Consider the following 18350-nt stretch of genomic DNA (forward strand, 5'->3'; position numbering starts at 1 on the left):
ATAGCATAGATAGGGATAAACTGGGAAGGGGAAAGGCATCTGTGAGGGTTTATCTAACAAGAGTTTTAAATAGAATTTGTCGTCGCTTTGTGCGCTGCTTTTTGAGCGCTAACAGGCTTAGGCCTTTTCCTCACAAGAACTTTTAGCAAACCCTGTTCCCGCCTCAGCATAGAGATTAAAAACACTATCTATTTCATGATCTAAGAGAACCGGTTCGTCATCTGGAAACTTGGCAATAGAAGAGATTGTACCCTTAAAGCCTTGCTTCCTAATTAGTTGCGCTGCAACGCAGTTCTGTCTGACAAGAGGCATCGCTAGGAGAATGAGAGAGACAGAAGTCTTTTTGAGCTGAACTCTCTGCCAGAAGTCGGGACTTGTGGCGTTTCCATAAATGGCATTGACTTCTTTTTCACTCAAGGTGTTTAGAACTTGGTCATCGACTTCAATGGCAAGGGGTGAGCGTTTATTGTCATCTACAAAGTACTTATAGGCCCCTTGCCCAACTCTTCCCATGCCAATAATGAGAACATTGGCCTTTTGGAGATCCACATCTTTCTCTTTATTGTGCAGATCCTTTCTTTGGAAACTTCCTAAGATATCAGCATATCTTTGAGAAAGTTTCTCTGCATAGTGATTGAAAAATGCTGAGGTAATAAAAGAAAATGAAATGGTAATTGCTAGGGTTGTAAGCCAAGAGCTATCAAGTAATCCCTTACCAACGGCAAATGAGCAGACAATAAGTCCAAATTCACTAAAGTTTGTTAAAGAGGCACTAGTAAGAAATGAAGTTCGACTTCTTAGTCCAAATCTTGAAAAAGAAAAGAAGTAGATAAACATTCTAAGGGGAAGAAAGAGATTAATAAGAATAGCTATTCCAATTTGTTCAATCGTAGGCAGTCCAATCATTCCAACGGAAAGAAAGAAGCCAAGGAGAAAAAAATCTTTAAAGGAAATGAGCCAGCGGTTAAGTTCTAGGGCCCGATGGTGCTTTGAGAGAAGTATCCCTAAAATAAGGGCACCAATATCACCTTTAACGTTAACTTGATCAAAAAGAAAAGCTCCACCAAAGGAAACCGTTAGGCCAAAGAGAACCATTAACTCTGATTGGCGAATACGAGTTAGAATTTCTGAAAGAATTATTCTTAGAGGCCAAAGAGAAGTTATTAAAAGAAGTAGCCATGCCGAAGGGGTTTTCTGTGTACTAAAGGCCATAAAGAGAACGGCAAAGATATCTTGGATAATAAGAACACCAATAGACATACGTCCATAATTTGTCGTGAAGTCTCCTCGTTGTTCTAAAATTTTTACAGCAAAAATCGTGCTAGAAAAAGTTAAGGCAAAAGCAATAATACTACCGCTTACAATGAACTCAGATCCTATCAAAAAATAATTAACAAGAAAGATAACACAAAAACTAATGATCGTTTGGGCAACGGTGACTCCTAAGATTTCAGGTTTACCCAACGTTTTAAGATCTAATTTTAAACCGATACTAAAAAGCAGAAGACTGATTCCAAGTTCGGAGAGTTCACTGAGACCACTAAACTTTTCTACGCCGATAAAATGGAGAATAAATCCCGCTCCAATATAACCTATCATCGGAGGCAATTTACCGAGAACGACAAGAAGTCCTGAAAGAAAAGAAATACTGATCCATATGATATCGAACATACTAGATTATCGGAAAATAATAGAGATTATTGAGAACGAGAACCTTTATATAAATTGAATTTTAGCTTCAATTTTTCTAAGATGGGCCATATGAAAAAAATCGCTCTCTCATTAGTCATTTCTCTACTTTCTTTTAACGTTCTTAGCTGTGATTTTGAAATCGATCATCTGGCAATTGATATCAAAGACAAGTCTCAATATTCAGTTGAAGTCTGTCGTTTACTTGAAAATCGTATGGTGGAGCTGAGTGAGCGTTTTAATAAGTCGGACAAGCTTCAGCAGCAAAACCAAGAAAAGTACACGTATCCAAACTTTATCCTTAGTCTTCAATTACAATTAGTCCGAGATATGGATGGACCGAGTGGACAAGTCCTAATAAGACGAATCTAAGTAACGTTATTTCAGTAGTTTAAGAACTCTCTTTTTGTTGCTCTTGTGCAACAATGATTTTCAGTTTTGTCCTCTCCTGCAACAATCCCTTTATGGCGATAATTAGAGATAACAATTATGTTGGAGTTTCTATGACGTCTAGGATGTGCTCTTGAAAAAGTTTAGTAGAAGGTCAGCTCTTGCAGCAGGAGTATTTACTCTTGCAACAATGGCCTTTTGGAGAAAAAAAGAAATGAATAAGAAAAAGAAAATGCCTGTGCTCTTTTTAGGCCATGGCTCACCAATGAATGCAATTTCAAATAATACATTTACTCAAAAGCTTGAAGAGATCGGACAAATCGTTGAGAAACCAAAGGCCATTCTCATTATCTCAGCTCACTGGGAAACACGAGGTTCTTGGGTTACTGGCATGGAGTGGCCAAAGACGATCCATGATTTCTACGGCTTTCCAAAAGAACTCTATGAAGTTCAATATGTCGCTCCAGGTTCGCCTGAAATGGCCAATGAAATAGCTAAGAAAATTAATGACCCGCGAATTAATGTTGATCAAAAAGAGTGGGGTCTCGACCATGGAACGTGGTCGGTTTTAAAATTTCTTTATCCCAAGGCCGATGTACCGATCGTACAATTGAGTTTAGATGCAACTAAGCCTATGAGTTATCACTTTGAACTTGGAAAGAAGTTGAAATTTTTAAGAGAGCAAGGTGTGCTTATAGTTGGTAGTGGAAATATCGTTCACAACCTAAGACAGATTAACTTTGATAAAGAGGCCAGACCTCATGATTGGGCCATCGAATTTGATAACTGGGTTAAAGAAAAACTTACAAGAAGAGACTTCAAACCTCTTTATGAAAATGCACTTGATACACAAGCGGGAAGACTTAGCATTCCTTCGATTGAACACTACACACCACTTCTCTACATTCTTGGAGCAAGTGATCAATCAGACAAATTGACCTTTGATTACGAGGGGATAGAGAGTGCTTCTCTTTCTATGAGATGCGTGAGGTTTGGTGTTTAAGTTCGATTTGTTTAGTCGATAGAGTCTTTTTTACATGTAAATATATTAGGTTTTGACGATTGGTGGTTCCAATTGATAGCTAGCAGTATGAAGAATTTTACACCAACACTAATTCTAACATACCTCATTCTATTCTTACCGAACTCAATTAAGGCATCAGTCACTTATGAAGAGTTTAAGCAATTAAAAGAAATCACATTCAAAGTTTTTGAGGAGTTAAAACCCTCTGACGATTATCATCTTTTTATTAATAAGCAGCCGACTTCTTATTCGAATCCAAACTCTACTGAAGAAAAGTATTGGTGGAATCTTGATTTGATAAATGCAAGCTTCTTTAAAATTGAAAACAAAGAGAAAAAAGAGTTTTATCTAACTGTCTTTGGTGGTTTTGCAAAGCAAGAGTTTATGGAGCCAGATGCTCTGGCCGTTACTCTATGTCATGAACTTGCTCACGGCCTTGGGGGAGATCCTGTTAAAGAGAATGGGACGACTACAGAGGGACAGGCCGACTACTTTGCAACAAATATCTGCCTTCCTCTTTTTTATGAATATTATCCAAGAATAATCGATGCTGTTGCATCAAATCCTTATATTGAAGATCTCTGTTCTAGAGAAGATACAAGAGGGAATAAGAAGTATTGTATTAGAGCAATGAATGCCCTCCATGCCGATATGAAGTTCTTTGAGTTATTAGGAGGAAAATCAAGGTATGATGGAGCCTCTACTATTCGAGCGAAAGAATTTAATTTGAGTTCTACATTTTACCCAGATGCCCAATGTCGAATTGATATTATGATTCATGGAATTCTCGATCAGTTAAGACCTAATTGCTTTGACCCCTTTGGAATTGAACGAATTTTGTAAATGGTTTTCATTGTTTAACGTCAAGAATTTATCTAGATTCATTCTGAACGTTTTCAGTTAGAATCGTTATATGAAAAAGATAAGTAAGTTAAAAAATAAATTCCTTGAACGTCAATTCTCTGTCGCTAAGATGGCCATTAAAATGGGAAAAGATGTTTGGGACAATCGTAATGAAGAATTCAAAAATAAATTAACTGGCGGCATCGCCCCTCACGTGGAATTAATCGCCAATGAATTAGGTGTTATGAAAGGCTCACTGATGAAGGCCGGCCAATTACTTTCAACTTATGGTGGAGCTTTTCTTCCTAAGGAAGCGCAGAATATTCTTAAACAACTTGAAAATCAGTCCTTCTACCTCGACTGGTCACAGGTTATAGACCAAATCCCACAGGCCATTTTAGATCGTTTAGAAATTGAACAAACGCCACTTGCAGCTGCAAGCTTAGGTCAAGTTCATCTAGCGCGAGAAAAAGATTCTGAGCAGCCTTCAACGCTTGCAATGAAGATTCAGTACAAAGGTGTTCGTAAGGCCATAAAAAATGATATTAAAGCGCTGAAACTTCTCGTGAAGCTGATGAATATCGTTCCAAAAGAAATTGATTTGAAAGAAGTGTATCTTGAAATTGAAGAAATGCTTTATCATGAAACAGATTATTTGGAAGAAGCAAAATCCCTTCAAACTTTCTATGATCTTTTAAGCGATTATCCACAATTTGTTGTTCCAAAAGTTTATCCCGATTTTTGTAATGATCGAGTTTTGACCATGGACTTTTTAGATGGTGAGAGTTTACGCGATCTGGAGTCGATGAATCTTTCACAAGAACAAAGGAATAGACTAGGCCTGGAGTTTATGCGCTTGATGTTCTTAGAGATCTTTGTTTTCGAAAAAGTTCAAACTGATGTTCACATGGGAAATTACATTTTGCTTCCTAATGAAAAGTGGGGGCTTATTGATTTTGGTGCTTCGAAATCACCACCAAAGTCTTTTTTGAAAAAGTATCAAAAACTTTTAATCGCTTGTGCTAACTTAGATCGAAAACTCTTTTTTGATACTCTCTATGATATGCATTATCTCTCTAAGAATAAGAAAACTAATGAAGATTTTTTCTGGGAATATGCCACAGTTATTTCAGCTCCTTTTCAAGGAGGGGTTTATGATTGGGGAAAATCAACGGTTGCTGATCAGGTCATGGATATGATTCCAAGACTAATGAAAGAAGTTGCTGTTGGAAATCCTCCACGCCACTCCCTTTTTATCGATCGAAAGATTGGTGGAGTATTCTTTATTCTACAAAAGCTTGGAGCTAGGTTTGATGTTAAAGAGCTCTTTAGTGAGTATCACTAAGCCTAGCTACCAAAGTATAAGAAATTACTTTTTTGAATAATTTTTTCTATCAAAATAGATAAGAGCAATCAGACATAAAAGTCCAGCGGTAAGTCCTATTGGTTTTCCCATCTTCTCAGGAAGATTGATTCCAATTGAAGCAGTCATAATATAAGAGACTGTCACAGCAGTTCCTGCGATGGCCGGAAGACTGGCAATCCAGTGACATGTCTTCTTTGTAAAAAGATACTTCGTCGCAAGCCACATAACACTTGTTGAAAGAAGCATATTGGAAAAGGCAAAGTAGCGCCAAATCAATGAAAAATCGATTTTAGTCATAAAATAGGCTATCGTTAAAATTGGAATTGAAACGAGTAGACGATTTTTAATACTCTGTGAAATTTTAAAAGCATCAATGATTGTTAATCTTAGTGAGCGAAAGGCCGTATCACCAGAAGTGATTGGGAAGATTGCCACTGCAAGAATCGCCATGATTCCACCAAAAGTTCCAAGATAAGTTGTTGCTACTTTGTTAACAACGAGTCCTGGTCCGCCTTGGGCAATGAGTGCTTTTAGTTCAACGTAGCCTCCTGGGAATGCTGCAATTCCTGCAAGGGCCCAAACCGCTGCTACGACACCTTCTGCTAACATCGCTCCATAGTACACGGGGCGAACATACTTTTCATTTGTAAGACATCTCGCAATGATAGGAGCTTGAGTAGAGTGAAAACCACTAATGGCCCCGCAAGTAATAGTTACAAAGAGAAGAGGCCAAACAGGAGGTCCATTTGGGTCACGATCGAGAAGCTCGTGGCTTAGGTGATTGTGATCTAAGAAGGCAAAAATATTTTTAATCTCAGGTAGGTGTGGAGCATTAACTAAAAGAGCAATCGCAATTGAACTTGTCATGACAACCATGAGAAGACCAAAGACAGGATAGAATTTTGTAATGATTTTATCGATAGGAAGAAGTGTCGCAAGAAGATAGTAGCCAAGAATAACGAGTACCCAAAATGTATTATCAGCAAACATTGTTCCACTAAATGTATCAAGATTGCTAATGAGTCCGGCTGGACTCATTATAAAGACAACACCAACAAAAAAGAGAAGCATCGCTGTAAAGAGCAGCATAATCCCTTTGAAGTAGATATTGAGATAGTGACCAGCAATTTCAGGAAGACTTTTACCATCTTCTTTAATACTTAAAACACCAGAGAAAAAGTCGTGAACAGAGCCGCCTATGATATTTCCTAGGACAATCCAAACCAAGGCAACCGGTCCATAGAGAGCACCAAGAATTGGCCCGAAAATCGGACCAACTCCAGCGATATTTAAAAATTGAATGAGAAAGGCCTTTAATGGTGAAATCGCCACATAATCAACTCCGTCTTCAAAACGCGTTGCTGGGGTTTGGGCCTTCGGGTCGATGCCAGCTTGTTTCTCGACAAAAGGGCTATAGAGCCAATAGGCGAGAGCTAGCGAGAGAATACAGATAATAAAAATAAGCATATTTTCTTTCCAGATTTAAGAGAATTCTTATTTTTATTATAGCTACAAGCTTTGATATTCTCCAAGAATTTTAATGTTTTTTATAGTTTCTAAACATCTCGCGTCCACGAGTGTTACAAGTCTTTTTCTCCCAAGCATCAACTGCATATTCAACTTCAGAGAATCTTTCTGCAAGATCGTAAACATCGTAGTCATTACTTTCAGCAAGTCTTTCATATTCGTCGAAATCAACATTGATAATTTCAAATTGCGTCTCTGTATCATAGGCATCATAGAGTTCTGAATAGAGCTCTCCCGTAGGATCTTCTCTACAGAAGTCTTCAAGTGTGTATGAAGGAATTCTATCCTCGTAAGCGAATGAAGATGTGAGCATGAGAAATGCTGAGATCGTCAGTAGTAATTTCATATAATTCTCCCTTTTGTGTTGTGGCCTAGTTATGGCCTTTTTGTTTGCGTTTGGCATCAACAATTAGTATTTTGTAAAAACTTTATGTGCTAAATCGCCAATATTCGGTTGCTTTGAAGAATGTTCAAGATCTTGTATATTAGGTGAGGAAAAAGGAACGAGGTATGATTCAAATAGATACAATAAACTTTATTAAGAATGTTATTACTCATATGCCAAGTGATTGGTTAAAGCTTACAACTCACAGACTCGATATTTATAATGAGTCTCTAGCAAAAGTTGAATTTCTAGAGAAGTTTCAGGCCCTAGAAAAAGTTGAGATTGCTAAGTTAGCTAGTGAACTGAATCATCTGCCTACGGCCTTTGATTATATTCGTCTTGGACATCCTCTTTCATGTGTCCTTGAATGGACACTTTCTAAAGATAAAGAAGTCGCGGTTGAAAATGTTATTTCTTTTTCATCTCAATCAATGCCAATCTTTGCCATCCTAAGAAAGAATCTCTTCTCTAAAAAGAAGACAAATATTTTCTATACAGATTTTCTTCCTAAACATTTTGATGAATCACTATTGAAAGAAGTTTATGGTTACAAATTTGAACTTTTAAGAGGTGAGATTGAGAAACCTAATATAAAAGAAAGCTCAATTCTTATTACAAGTCTTGATGCTCTATTTAATAATGAAATCAATTCTCAATATGACTTTATATTGGGGATAGATGACGCTCTTGGAAGTGTTGTTATTGTTAATTCGCCAGAGAGTGAATCCTATGTAAAAGAAATTCAACACGTCAGAAGAAGAGAGTCAATTGCAATGACTCCTGATTGTTGTTTAGAACTTCTAAAGAGAGTCTCGGGTGAGACTACAAGTGAGTTAACTCAGACATCTAAAAGAACTGAACTTGCGAAAATGATTCGAGACATTACAAAATCTAAATGTGATGCTCTTGTTGGATCAAGTGGATTATCTGTTCAATATGCGATTATGATGGGACTTGTCGATTACGCACAACAAGTTCATAAAAATAAAGAAATCAAATTCATTGTCCCTCCAAATTGCTATGGAGGAACAAATGATCAGGCCAGAAGAGTCGCGGCTTGTTTGGAAAATGTTGAAATTATCGATCTTCCTGTTGATAGCGGAAAAGATATGGTTTCAAGTGTTTCGTCAATTTTAGATGACGTTGCTAAAAATGATGCTGTTGCTTATATCATCGCTGAAATTCCAACGAATCCTCGTGTTGAAATACCTCATTTATTAAAGCTACAAGAAACTCTTTGCAAAGAGAGATTAACTAGTAATCAGGACAAGGCCGTAGCTCCTGTTTTTATTCTTGATCAGACCTTTTGCCCAAATGTCGAATTTTTAGGGGAGAGTGATTACCTTGCCGGTGTTCAGACGATTGCTTATGTTAGTGGGTCTAAATTTCCAAGTGGTGGTCTGTGTACAGCTGGCTATTGTGTTTCTAACGCCGAAGGTTCCCATTTGATGAACTTTGTCGAAAAGCATTTAAAGCTTAATGAAAATGAGGCCACTGATTTTCAAGTTGAAACACTTATTGCTCAAATGCCATCAATGATTGAAAGAATTGCCAAGGCCTACACAAATACAAGGGCCTTCGTCGATCATATTGAAAAAGAACTACCTGAGGCAAAAATAAATTTCGTCTCACGCGAATTGGCCTCTCAAGGCTTTACACCTTCCGTCTTTTCTCTTGATTTACCTACTAAAGGGGAGAGTTTCGAAGAGAGGGAAAAGCTTAAGCGTGAACTCAATTTAAAGCTTATTAATCTAATGATCGAATCTATTCCTAGTGAGAGTAAGTTTTGTGTTAGTTATGGTCAGTTAAAAGGTTGTTATTGGACAATTCCTGCGACTTCTACTCAAGGGACAACAAAAGAAGGCGATAAAGATTATATTGTTCGAGTATCGCTCTCTCCGCAATTTGATCTAGAGGCGCACAAGAGCGTATTTACAAAGTTTTGTCAGACTTTTTTAAAATAAGTGAGTCAAAGGGTTAGCTTCGACTCACATGTATTTCATTTTTTAAGCAGCTCTTTTTCCAAGAATGACCGTTTCAATATCGTAAATAGAGTTATTGACGATAGAAACTTGTCCCTGCAATTCTTTCGCAATTTGTGATGCATTTCTTGCTATACTCGTATTATCTTTTGAAGCACTATCAACTTGAGAAATTGAATCTTGTATTTCAATGATATCCCTTGATTGCTGATCTGTCGCACGAGAGATTTCTGAGATGGATGTCGATACATTGGTAACGCTATCTAAAATCTCTTCGAGTATCGATCCACAATTATTTGCGATATCTGATCCAGAATGGACATTTCTTTTCACTTCTTCACTAAGTGATTGAACACGTTCTTCCGATTCTTTGATGATACTGTGAACCTGGCTTACTGTTGATTTAACGAGGTTCTCAATCTCAACAGAGGCCTCTCCACTCATTTGGGCGAGCTTTCCAACTTCTTGTGCAACAACGGCAAAACCAGAACCTGCATTTCCTGCACGAGCAGCTTCTACAGATGCATTGAATGAAAGAAGTTTTGTTTGAAAAACAATATCATTAATCAATTTTGTCTTCTCATCAATACTTGTTATGAGAGTACCAATTTGCTCCATTTTATCATTGTTCTCATGAAGCTCAGAGACGATAAGGTCGATATCTCTATTAATCGTATCAATTGAAGAGATTACTTGATCGACAGATTCTTTTCCAACAGATGCCTTTTCTAAACTCTCGTGAGCAAGATCATTGGAAATTTTAGCATTCTCTGCAGTTAGATTGACCATGGCACTAATTTGTTTCAACGAGCTAGAAGATTCTTGTAGTGAAGTATCTTGTTGTACTGTAGATGTTGAAAGATTTTGAGAGGTCGTTGCAATATGGTTCGCGCTTTCAAAAAGTGAGTGCGAACTCCCCGTAAGGTTTTTTAGAGCTTCTTGGATCGATTGAACGATTTTATTGGAAAAAAGAATTCCTGCAATAAGACCAAAAATTACACCTAAAGAAGATATAATAATAAGAGTCATGTTAAGACTGTTGGTCGTCTTTTGAACGAGCTTTGAAGTCATTTTAATTTCATTGTTAATATAGTTATTGTATCGATCGAGTGCTTTTTGAAAATGAGCAGCAGCTTCTGGACAATGAACAAGGAAAATCTCAAGAAGCTTTTCTCTCGCATTCTCATCATAGACCTTCGCAAATGTAATTGCTTCGACTCCAACTTTTTTAAAGTCGTGCCACTCTTTTTGAAGAAGTTGAAAAATTTCTTTTTCTTCTTTGTTGGTAATCATTTTTTCCAACTGATTTGCATTCTTTTCATATAATGCGACAGCGCCAAGTGAAGATTGAATGGCCTTCTCTCTTTCTTTTGCATTAAGTTTTGCAAGTCCGAGAGTTCTGACTTCAATACGAGTTTTTTGGTAACTGACATCCATATTAGTAAGGAGGGTATTCCTAGGAATAACATCTTCAACAACAAGGTTTGAGAGGCCAATAAATTTTTGGAATCCAAAATAGGAAACTCCACCAATAGTGATACTAACTGCACAAAGCATAAAACATAGAAGTAGAATTTTAATCTTAATATTTTTATTTTTCATATTTCCCCCGCGGGTGAGCTTAACATAGGTATCGTACTGAAAAAGAACTTTCTTTAAGTTTTCTTGAGCTTGTCTTGCTATTGTCTAGTAAATAAATAGTTACTAGCTTAGTGAGCGTTTAGTTCTTTAAGGTTTGATCAATAATTATCTAATTGTTAAAACTTTGGGCGAATACCTGAGAAAAAGAAGAGTAAATGGCCGTAATGAATTCTATTTAATGGCACGCCGTTTGCTTAACTTATCTTCATGAATAAAAAACTAAGTTTTGTGATTTCTCTCTATTTATTGGCAACTTCTTCATGGAGTTCGAGTTGTATTGATAAGGCCCATGCCTTTTTCAAAGGCAATCCTACAGTGAATCGACTTGAGTCGATTGCAAAATCACGATTAAAAGCAAGAAAGTTTCTAACAATGGGACCAACGAGGGCCCTCGTTAGAGAAAATAATCTGATGCTCTCGACAACGGGTCATGAGAGTTTAAGAGAGTTGATTCTTGAAGATGGTTTCCATTTTAAAAATGCTTATTCCCAAGGAGTTAAAACTTCTGCTGCGGCAACAGGAATAGCACGTCTTGAAACTGAAGAAATACGTCTAGGTAAAGCACGAGCTGAAACAGAAATTCATGAGAGACCTTTCTATGGGTTCTTGATGTTTAAACGAGGTCTTAAAATTGAAGATGGACCCCAATTACTATCAATTCCACAATTTGGTGAAGATATTTGGGTTTTTAAAACTGATAAGTTAATAGAAGATACGACATTCACTATTGGCGATTCAATGGATAGCTATCATAATTATCATCCACTAGTTTTTAACCAAGACCAAGAAGATAAACTCTATGATCTCTTTCTTCCTTTAAAGAAGATGAATTATATTCTTGAAGATCACTTTGTAAGAAATAGAGAACAATTAAAAAAGAATGAAACTTTAGCAGAGCCTTTTGCTAAAAAACGCGATCAACAAAGAGCAAATTATATTGAACTTCAATTCTTCAATCAAGAAAAGTTGAATGTTCAAAATATTGAAAAATTCTATTTCACTAAAAAATCACCTTCTAAAGAACTTTTTGATTACCTTAGAAGTTATGGAATAAAAGTCTATGATTGGCGTATTAAAAGTCTTGAGCCGAGAATCGTTACAAGTTTTGAATTGATGAATGGTAGAGCATTTAAAAAGTTAGAACTTGAACAAAAAGTTAAAGAAGTTCTTCGAAAAAAAGTTTATCTCAATGAAAAAGAGTTTTCGAAAATCGAACAACAAATAAACACCTTGCTAGAAAAGGGGATGGACGGACAATTAGAAGTTGAACAAGTGAAAGAAGAATTTTTAAAAATTGTGACTTCGCTGCCATATTATAATAAATTTCATCTTCACGCTTATATTGGTGACGACTTAGCCAGAGATTTGGCGATTGCTCGTGAAAATTAATGACTTTTAAAAGTATTTTTAAGAACTAGCTTGGATTAATGGAAAATTGGTTTAGTTTACAAATACTTGATTCGCAAAGAAAATAATAGATAGACTTTTTTTGTGGATTGGGAATGACTTTTAATCGATTAAATTCTTTATTCTTTTTTATTATTTTAGTTGTTCAAATTGGCATTATTTTTTTTCAATATCATGAACCAATAAATGGAACATTTCCAAAGTACTTAGTTTTCAATGAAGATGGTTTTGTTGAACTTCTTACGTTTTTTCTTTTATTGATATCTAGTTTCATAATGCTTTCACAAAGCGTAAAGGTTAAGGGGGCGCTTTTTTTCTTTTGTGTTACCTTTTTCTGGGCGTTAGAAGAAGTCTCTTGGGGACAGTGGCTAATAGAGTTTCACACACCAAATTTCTTTTCGACCTGGAATGTTCAAAGAGAATTAAATTTTCACAATCTAATCTTTCCTTTTTTTGACCTCGGTCTATTTCTTGCTCTTTCATTTTTTATTTATATGAAGTGGAGACTTCGTTACAAAGGGGATGAGATTAAATATCTTTGGCTCTCTAAAAAGCAAGTCTTATATATTATCGTTTCAATAACTCTCGTCATCATTTCACAAGAATTAACTTATTATCAATTTAGATTCAGTGCCAATCGATGGGGCAATCCAATGGAAGAGGTTTCTGAGTTACTCTTGGCCCTTTTTGTTCTTAATTACGCACTTTTTTATGTTAAAAGTAACTTTAGACTAACTCGTAATACGTCAATTTTATAAGCGTTGTTTATTTCATAGACAAATTTCGTTATGAAAGTCCTAGAAATCCCGTATTTATATGGCACAGAAATTGCTTCTCTATATTTACTTATAGACAAAAGGACTTTAGGAATGCGCTTACTTCTCTGTACGATAATTTTTCTATCATTTTCTTCCCATGCTGGAGGAATAGAAGGGCTTAATAAACTTCAAAAAAAACAGGCAACAAAGTGTCTGCAAATGCTTCATGGGATAAGCTATGAGCAAATTGATCGCGTTCCAAATGGTATAAGAGAGGTTTATAGCAAAAATAAAGTGAGTCGTATTCTCATGCATAATTTCATTCATCAAATCGATTATAAGAAAGCTGAAATTGTTGATTCAGCTATCTTGAGTGGAAGTCTTATTATTGATGGTACTGAGTTAAGTTTAAAAAATACAGTCGTTGCTAATGCCACTCTTGCCGGAGATGTATCTAAGGTCGACTTTAGTGGAGCCTGTCTTATTAATGTGAGTCTACCGACGCGCACTTCATGGTGGGAATATTTTAAAATTAGAAATCAGGTTAAGCATTCATCCAATATTGAGTTTGACGATAATATTTATAAGTGGCAACCATGAAGACTATTTTAACAAGTCTAATCCTCTTATTTAGTCTCAAATCTTTTAGTTCTAATGTCATAGTGAATCCTATGAATGGACAAAAAGTAACGCCAGAAAACTTTGAAAGACAAGTGACTCGTTATATGGCGAGGTATTATCTTTCTGGTCATCTTCCACAATCTCTCGATTATACTATTGAACAATTTGTAAATCAAAATCCAGACCATGCGAACCTTATCATGACTGCTTTTGTACAAAGCTTGGAAAAAGAATACTTTTCTAATTTTTTTAAAAAAGAGCAGCGTACATCTCTTGATCTTTCCCAGGTAAAAAAGATCATTGAACAGCGTTTAGGGCAAAGTAGTTTCGAAGCGAATATGATCGTGAAAAAGATCGTTGAGGCCGAAGAATATTCTACTACTGGTCAGTATGACGGCCTATCTCTTATGACAAAAATTAGTGTTGCCGAATCTGCTACGAGCGTTGATGAGATGATCAAAGTTCTAAACGAGCTAGGAAAACAAGTCGATGAAAGGGTTCTTCCTATGGCCCTTGAAAGTCTCTATAAAGGTAAACTCGATCAACGCTTAATTCATGAAATTGAAAAAAGAAAAGATAGAGCGATCGATGGTCTTTGCCATCTTATTAAGAGTGAATTAGAGATTATTACCGAAGATGAATTTAACGGTCATAAGATGGGTCTCAAAATATCTGAGGAAACAGGGGATTCAACTGTCGTTGAACAATCTAAAATTAGTTATGTTAAAAATTATCAAAATATTGAAAAGCTAATTGATATTACAAGGAGAATTGGTTTAGATGAATCGACTCATTGTAAAAATGATAAAAAGGCCATCTTTGAGTTAGTGAGAGATTTCGGCATCTTTTTTGACGATGATCTTTCGAAATTATTTCAAAATGGTTGGAAGAAAGTCGATACTGCGCCAATGAATTTTGGTGGCTGTGAAGCAGATGATATTAGATATCTTGTGAATAAATATTATAATCGGGCAAAGAAAAATGGCGTTGTTTACAATTTTGGAGAGGGGAACTCTGATTGTCAGGTTCTCATTGAAGTGCGACCAACACCCCTTCGAAAGTTAGTTTATTTGACGATAAAAACAAAATCCAGTGTTTCAACGACACAAGGAAGCCTAAAAGAGGTTCTTTCTTCGATTAAATGAGAGAGAAAAGGCCTTTTTTTTTAGCACTTTTTTAGTATATAGTAGCTAAAAGTTTGGAGAGATCATGTTAGAAGAAATATATAGTAATATTATTGAAAGAGCTGAAGCATTCAAAGGCTCTGATAAATTTGAGACGTTAATCAGAAAATCAATTACCATTGCCGTACTATCTGATCATGATCCTAAGCCACATATCAAAAATGTTTCTTTCAAATTAAAAGAACTTTTAGAAGGTCTTACAACTCTTACGAATTCTAAAGGAAAGGGCGTCGCCCTAAAGATTGGTACAGAAACATTTCTTATTATTGCAGAAGAACTACAATTTGAGTTTGACGAGAGCGAAGCTTTCCTGATGTTCCATCTTAGAAAACTTGGAAAATTTAGAAAAAGAGAAGCTGACTTATTGAGTGAGTTAACGGGTCTTTGGAAAGAATATCCTGAATATGAAATGGCCAAAATAGACTTCTCTCGTTCGCTAAAAGATCTTATGCGCGCTAAATTTATTCATTACAGAAGAGGGAATATCTTATTAAATCCTTCTTTTGTTATTCGTTATCGTGAGAGCTAAGAATAGTATTGTTGTCTTTTCAAAGCGAAGTACACAAGGACTCAAACAATCGGCTCAATACCTTTTTGAGTATCTAAGTTTAGAGTTTGATGTAAATCTAGTTTTTGAAGATCAGTTGCAGTCTGTTGAACTTTATCAAATCGATAGTGATGCCGTTGTCATTGTCCATGATTTTGTTTCATTTCCAATTGAAAAATATAAATCTCATTTTAAAAATTCCTTTTACTATTTTGTCCCAGGTAAACTGCACCTAGATCATTATGCTTTTTATTCCCATTATGATGGAATTCTTTGCCCTTATCGCGATATTATTCTTCCTGAGTGGGAGGTTGATACCAAAGTTATACGTTGGTGCTATGACTTAGAGAGATTACATAAAAAAGTACAGGACACTCATTTAGAAGAATATAAAAAAAGAAGAGATGAGCTTCTCTTTGTAGGGCGCATTTTTTCAGATAAACTGAGCTATCAATTTCTAGAGGAGTTTGTCGAGCGAGGGCACCGAATTGTTATCGTAGGTGATTTCTTAATTGAACAGACTAAAGAAGATATACTTCTCAAAGAGCTTATTCTCGATCATACAAATATTTTCTACCGTGAAAGTGCTCCCCACGAAAATATCTTAAAATTGATGGGAGAATTTAAGGCCACTATCTTACCATCAAATATTGATATTTTCTCTTTGGCATCTCTTGAGAGTATCTACTGCGGTAATATTCCAATATTCTTACAGCGAAAGCACTTAAGTTATATATGGAAAGTTGAGGAGAGTCTTTCTTGTCCTGACGTGATTTCACTTATCGATTGTTATGAAGACTTTTTAGCAAAAGATGATCTAGAGAAATTGGAATTACGAAATCGTCATCTCACTCAAGTTCAAATGAAGATGAGTGAGATAAGTTCATTAGAGATTATTCACTCTTTATTTTAGTTCTTCCATAATTTCACTCAATAATTTTAAAGAATAGATCTTTTTATCAACATCAAAAATAGATGTCACAACCATTAATTCATCTGGATGATAACGAGTTAGAAATGTGGAGAGTTTTTCTTTTACAGTTTTTTTTGATCCAATGAATGAGAAATAGAGCATATGATTGGCCATTTGCTTTTCTGCTTCATTCCAGTATTCATCCATATTCTCAATTGGTGGTTGAAACTTTCTTTTCACACCTCTTCTTAGGTTTACAAAAGATTGTTTCTGACTTGTTGAGAGATATTGTGCCTGTTCATCGGTATCAGCAATAATGATATTCACGCCCAGCATAACATAGGGCCTTACTTGTTGCTTTGAAGGTCTAAAGTCACTTCGGTAAAAGTTGAGAGCATCGGCGATTGCATCTGGAGCAAAGTGGGAGGCAAAGGCGTAAGGCAGACCGAAGTGTGCTGCTAGTTGAGCACCGAAAGTACTTGATCCTAAAATCCATAGAGGAATATCTTGACCCATTCCCGGTGTTGCAACAATGGGATCTTCAAAACTTTCCTTTGAAAAGTAGCGTTGAAGTTCTTGAACATCGCTAGGAAAATTCTGTGAATTCTTTTGATCAGTGCGAAGGGCCTGAACTGTTTTTTGATCCGTTCCTGGAGCTCTACCAAGACCAAGATCAATTCTTCCTGGATAAAGTGCTTCTAGTGTTCCAAATTGCTCTGCGATGACGAGAGGCGAGTGGTTTGGCAGCATTATCCCACCGGCACCAATTCTGATCTTTTCAGTATTGGCCGCCAAATGAGAGATGACTACTGAAGTCGCAGCACTGGCGATGGCCGGCATATTATGGTGTTCTGCCGCCCATATTCTTTTAAACCCAAAATGTTCGACAGCTTTAGCTACTTTTACAGCGCTATCAAAAGCTTCTTTTAAACTTTGATCTTCATTAACAAAGATAAGATCGAGAAGTGATAAATTTGCCATGAACCTTCCTTTTAAAGCGTTGGATAGTCGGTATAACCGATGTGATCAGGGCCATAAAAAGTATCATAAACCGGTTCATTGAGAGCGGCATTCTTTTCAAATCTTGAAACGAGATCAGGGTTGGCTATAAAGGGAACACCAAAGGAAATAGCATCAGCAATTCCTTCTTCAATGGCCTTCTCTCCACTTTCTTTTGTGAACTTTTCATTGGCAATAAAAGTTCCCTTGAAAAGCTTTTTCATTTTAGGAGCAATGCTATCTTCTTGTAGTGACTCTCTGGTAAATATAAATGCGACATTCTTTTTATCAAGCTCTTTAGTAACGTAGCGAAAGAGTTCAAGTGGGTTTGAGTCTCCCATATCGTGGCTATCGCATCTAGGTGCTAAGTGGACTCCAACGCGATTACTCGTCCAAACATCAATAAGTTCGTCAGCAATTTCCATGAGAAACCTTGCTCTATTTTCAATAGAACCACCATAGATATCATCTCTTTTATTTGTTGAGTCTTGTAGAAATTGATCAATAAGATAGCCATTGGCCGCATGAATTTCGACACCATCAAAACCAGCTTCTTTAGCATTAATGGCCGCTTGACGATAGTCTTGAACAATCTGCTTAACTTCTTCGGTCGATAGAGCACGGGGAGTTTGATAATTTGTTAATGGTCGAACGAGTGAGACATGCCCTTTGGGAGCAATCGCACTTGGAGCCACGGGAAGCTCGCCATCTAAGAACATTGAGTGAGAAATTCTCCCTACGTGCCATAATTGAAGATAGATCTTTGATCCTCTCTCTTGCACGGCCTTTGTTATTTTCTTCCAACCAGCGATTTGTTCTTTTGACCAAATTCCTGGTGTGTTGGCATAGCCTACGGCACTTGGAGTAATTGCTGTCGCTTCAGTGATAATAAGTCCTGCCCCAGCTCTTTGTGTATAGTATTCCAGCATAAGGTCATTGGGAGTCCTGTTTTCAAAGGCCCTTGCACGAGTAAGTGGTGCCATGACAATTCTATTTTTAAGTTCACTATTTCCTATTTTTATGGGTGTAAGTAAATTACTCATTTATCAATCCTTTGTTTGATATATTTCAAAC

At 36.4% G+C, this 18350-nt stretch carries 17 protein-coding genes; 11 read left to right on the forward strand and 6 right to left on the reverse strand.

The features are described from left to right. Positions 1-117: 117 nt before the first annotated feature. On the reverse strand, positions 118-1671 hold the full coding sequence (locus HBN50_RS01055; RefSeq protein ID WP_273867206.1) for a cation:proton antiporter domain-containing protein: 1554 nt from the start codon (positions 1669-1671) through the stop codon (positions 118-120). 90 nt (positions 1672-1761) lie between these two features. Here HBN50_RS01055 and HBN50_RS01060 point away from each other — a divergent pair, with 90 nt between their 5' ends. From HBN50_RS01060 to HBN50_RS01075, 4 genes are all read left to right on the forward strand, one after another. Then, positions 1762-2061 (forward strand): hypothetical protein, encoded by a 300-nt coding sequence (locus HBN50_RS01060; protein ID WP_273867208.1) that lies wholly within the window; start codon positions 1762-1764, stop codon positions 2059-2061. A 151-nt stretch (positions 2062-2212) separates the two neighbouring features. Continuing rightward, complete coding sequence (gene ygiD, locus HBN50_RS01065; RefSeq protein WP_273867209.1) at positions 2213-3082, forward strand: 4,5-DOPA dioxygenase extradiol; 870 nt, start codon at positions 2213-2215, stop codon at positions 3080-3082. 87 nt (positions 3083-3169) lie between these two features. Continuing rightward, positions 3170-3946, forward strand: coding sequence for an ImmA/IrrE family metallo-endopeptidase (locus HBN50_RS01070; RefSeq protein WP_273867211.1), 777 nt, complete (start codon positions 3170-3172; stop codon positions 3944-3946). A gap of 70 nt (positions 3947-4016) precedes the next feature. After that, positions 4017-5291 (forward strand): ABC1 kinase family protein, encoded by a 1275-nt coding sequence (locus HBN50_RS01075; RefSeq protein WP_273867213.1) that lies wholly within the window; start codon positions 4017-4019, stop codon positions 5289-5291. A gap of 24 nt (positions 5292-5315) precedes the next feature. Here the strand turns inward: HBN50_RS01075 and HBN50_RS01080 are convergent, their stop codons facing one another. Both HBN50_RS01080 and HBN50_RS01085 read right to left on the reverse strand, forming a co-directional pair. Continuing rightward, positions 5316-6779 (reverse strand): carbon starvation CstA family protein, encoded by a 1464-nt coding sequence (locus HBN50_RS01080; RefSeq protein ID WP_273867215.1) that lies wholly within the window; start codon positions 6777-6779, stop codon positions 5316-5318. Between the two features lie 70 nt (positions 6780-6849). After that, on the reverse strand, positions 6850-7185 hold the full coding sequence (locus HBN50_RS01085) for a hypothetical protein (RefSeq protein ID WP_273867218.1): 336 nt from the start codon (positions 7183-7185) through the stop codon (positions 6850-6852). A gap of 164 nt (positions 7186-7349) precedes the next feature. Here HBN50_RS01085 and HBN50_RS01090 point away from each other — a divergent pair, with 164 nt between their 5' ends. Next, positions 7350-9188 carry a cystathionine beta-synthase gene (locus HBN50_RS01090; RefSeq protein ID WP_273867219.1) on the forward strand — a complete coding sequence of 613 codons (1839 nt, stop codon included), beginning with the start codon at positions 7350-7352 and terminating at the stop codon, positions 9186-9188. A 42-nt stretch (positions 9189-9230) separates the two neighbouring features. Here the strand turns inward: HBN50_RS01090 and HBN50_RS01095 are convergent, their stop codons facing one another. After that, entirely contained in the window at positions 9231-10808 is a 1578-nt protein-coding gene (locus HBN50_RS01095) for a HAMP domain-containing methyl-accepting chemotaxis protein (protein WP_273867221.1), read from the reverse strand. A gap of 246 nt (positions 10809-11054) precedes the next feature. Here HBN50_RS01095 and HBN50_RS01100 point away from each other — a divergent pair, with 246 nt between their 5' ends. The 6 genes from HBN50_RS01100 to HBN50_RS01125 all read left to right on the forward strand — a co-directional run bounded on the left by HBN50_RS01100 (position 11055) and on the right by HBN50_RS01125 (position 16277). Beyond that, positions 11055-12236, forward strand: a complete 1182-nt coding sequence (locus HBN50_RS01100) for a hypothetical protein (protein WP_273867222.1) — start codon at positions 11055-11057, stop codon at positions 12234-12236. Between the two features lie 113 nt (positions 12237-12349). Continuing rightward, a complete protein-coding gene (locus HBN50_RS01105) occupies positions 12350-13012 on the forward strand; it encodes a hypothetical protein (RefSeq protein ID WP_273867224.1) in 663 nt (220 codons plus the stop codon). Between the two features lie 111 nt (positions 13013-13123). Next, positions 13124-13612, forward strand: a complete 489-nt coding sequence (locus tag HBN50_RS01110) for a hypothetical protein (RefSeq protein WP_273867227.1) — start codon at positions 13124-13126, stop codon at positions 13610-13612. Then, complete coding sequence (locus HBN50_RS01115; RefSeq protein ID WP_273867228.1) at positions 13609-14778, forward strand: hypothetical protein; 1170 nt, start codon at positions 13609-13611, stop codon at positions 14776-14778. Before HBN50_RS01110 ends, HBN50_RS01115 begins: the two co-directional genes overlap by 4 nt. A gap of 64 nt (positions 14779-14842) precedes the next feature. Continuing rightward, entirely contained in the window at positions 14843-15346 is a 504-nt protein-coding gene (locus tag HBN50_RS01120) for a hypothetical protein (protein ID WP_273867229.1), read from the forward strand. Beyond that, positions 15336-16277, forward strand: coding sequence for a hypothetical protein (locus HBN50_RS01125; RefSeq protein ID WP_273867230.1), 942 nt, complete (start codon positions 15336-15338; stop codon positions 16275-16277). Before HBN50_RS01120 ends, HBN50_RS01125 begins: the two co-directional genes overlap by 11 nt. Here the strand turns inward: HBN50_RS01125 and HBN50_RS01130 are convergent. Both HBN50_RS01130 and HBN50_RS01135 read right to left on the reverse strand, forming a co-directional pair. Next, complete coding sequence (locus HBN50_RS01130) at positions 16269-17258, reverse strand: LLM class flavin-dependent oxidoreductase (protein ID WP_273867231.1); 990 nt, start codon at positions 17256-17258, stop codon at positions 16269-16271. The genes HBN50_RS01125 and HBN50_RS01130 overlap by 9 nt on opposite strands. An 11-nt stretch (positions 17259-17269) precedes the next feature. After that, entirely contained in the window at positions 17270-18319 is a 1050-nt protein-coding gene (locus tag HBN50_RS01135) for an alkene reductase (RefSeq protein ID WP_273867232.1), read from the reverse strand. Positions 18320-18350 lie beyond the last annotated feature (31 nt).

This window comes from Halobacteriovorax sp. GB3 (assembly GCF_028649655.1).
Taxonomy (GTDB): domain Bacteria; phylum Bdellovibrionota; class Bacteriovoracia; order Bacteriovoracales; family Bacteriovoracaceae; genus BSW11-IV.

What these genes read in the sequence shown, in the direction of transcription:
- HBN50_RS01055 (WP_273867206.1), bottom strand. Translation starts at nt 1,671, where the DNA reads ATGTTCGATATCATATGGATCAGTATTTCTTTTCTTTCAGGACTTCTT.
- HBN50_RS01060 (WP_273867208.1), top strand. Translation starts at nt 1,762, where the DNA reads ATGAAAAAAATCGCTCTCTCATTAGTCATTTCTCTACTTTCTTTTAAC.
- HBN50_RS01070 (WP_273867211.1), top strand. Translation starts at nt 3,170, where the DNA reads ATGAAGAATTTTACACCAACACTAATTCTAACATACCTCATTCTATTC.
- HBN50_RS01075 (WP_273867213.1), top strand. Translation starts at nt 4,017, where the DNA reads ATGAAAAAGATAAGTAAGTTAAAAAATAAATTCCTTGAACGTCAATTC.
- HBN50_RS01080 (WP_273867215.1), bottom strand. Translation starts at nt 6,779, where the DNA reads ATGCTTATTTTTATTATCTGTATTCTCTCGCTAGCTCTCGCCTATTGG.
- HBN50_RS01085 (WP_273867218.1), bottom strand. Translation starts at nt 7,185, where the DNA reads ATGAAATTACTACTGACGATCTCAGCATTTCTCATGCTCACATCTTCA.
- HBN50_RS01090 (WP_273867219.1), top strand. Translation starts at nt 7,350, where the DNA reads ATGATTCAAATAGATACAATAAACTTTATTAAGAATGTTATTACTCAT.
- HBN50_RS01095 (WP_273867221.1), bottom strand. Translation starts at nt 10,808, where the DNA reads ATGAAAAATAAAAATATTAAGATTAAAATTCTACTTCTATGTTTTATG.
- HBN50_RS01100 (WP_273867222.1), top strand. Translation starts at nt 11,055, where the DNA reads ATGAATAAAAAACTAAGTTTTGTGATTTCTCTCTATTTATTGGCAACT.
- HBN50_RS01105 (WP_273867224.1), top strand. Translation starts at nt 12,350, where the DNA reads ATGACTTTTAATCGATTAAATTCTTTATTCTTTTTTATTATTTTAGTT.
- HBN50_RS01110 (WP_273867227.1), top strand. Translation starts at nt 13,124, where the DNA reads ATGCGCTTACTTCTCTGTACGATAATTTTTCTATCATTTTCTTCCCAT.
- HBN50_RS01115 (WP_273867228.1), top strand. Translation starts at nt 13,609, where the DNA reads ATGAAGACTATTTTAACAAGTCTAATCCTCTTATTTAGTCTCAAATCT.
- HBN50_RS01120 (WP_273867229.1), top strand. Translation starts at nt 14,843, where the DNA reads ATGTTAGAAGAAATATATAGTAATATTATTGAAAGAGCTGAAGCATTC.
- HBN50_RS01130 (WP_273867231.1), bottom strand. Translation starts at nt 17,258, where the DNA reads ATGGCAAATTTATCACTTCTCGATCTTATCTTTGTTAATGAAGATCAA.
- HBN50_RS01135 (WP_273867232.1), bottom strand. Translation starts at nt 18,319, where the DNA reads ATGAGTAATTTACTTACACCCATAAAAATAGGAAATAGTGAACTTAAA.